1 protein-coding gene is annotated in these 608 nt (G+C 66.6%); it reads left to right on the forward strand.

All coding sequences use genetic code 11. The annotated features are described in order from the left end of the window. A partial coding sequence (locus FJR00_RS15480) for an IS256 family transposase (RefSeq protein WP_238330545.1) occupies window positions 1-608 on the forward strand: 608 nt, incomplete at both ends.

Here is a 608-nt window from a genome sequence, read left to right on the forward strand (position 1 = left end):
GGGAGATCAGCGCGCACTTCCAGGAGGTCTACGGCGCGAACATCTCCAAGGACACGGTCAGCCGGATCACCGACAAGGTGCTCGAGGAGATGACCACCTGGTCCTCGCGCCCTTTGCAGCCCATCTACGCGGCGATCTTCATCGACGCGATCTACGTGAAGGTCCGCGACGGTCAGGTCGGCAACCAGCCGTTCTACGCCGCGATCGGGGTCGACCTGAACGGGCGCCGAGACGTCCTGGGGCTGTGGGCCGGGCAGGGTGGTGGCGAGAGCGCGAAGTTCTGGATGAACGTCCTGGCTGACCTGAAGAACCGCGGCGTGGCCGACGTGTTCTTCATCGTCTGCGACGGCCTCAAGGGCCTGCCGGACAGCGTGAACGCGGTCTTCCCGGCCGCGATCGTGCAGGCCTGCGTGATCCACCTCATCCGGGCGACGCTGCGCTACGCGAGCCGGAAGTACTGGGACCAGCTGGCTGGGGACCTGCGCCGCATCTACACCGCCCCCTCGGTTGAGGCGGCGTGGGCGGCGTTCGAGGAGCTGGAGGAGAAATGGGGCAAGCCCTATCCCGCGATCCCCAAGCTGTGGAGAGCGGCGTGGGAGGAGTTCATC

This window comes from Ornithinimicrobium kibberense (assembly GCF_006519705.1).
Classification (GTDB): Bacteria; Actinomycetota; Actinomycetes; order Actinomycetales; family Dermatophilaceae; genus Ornithinicoccus; species Ornithinicoccus kibberensis.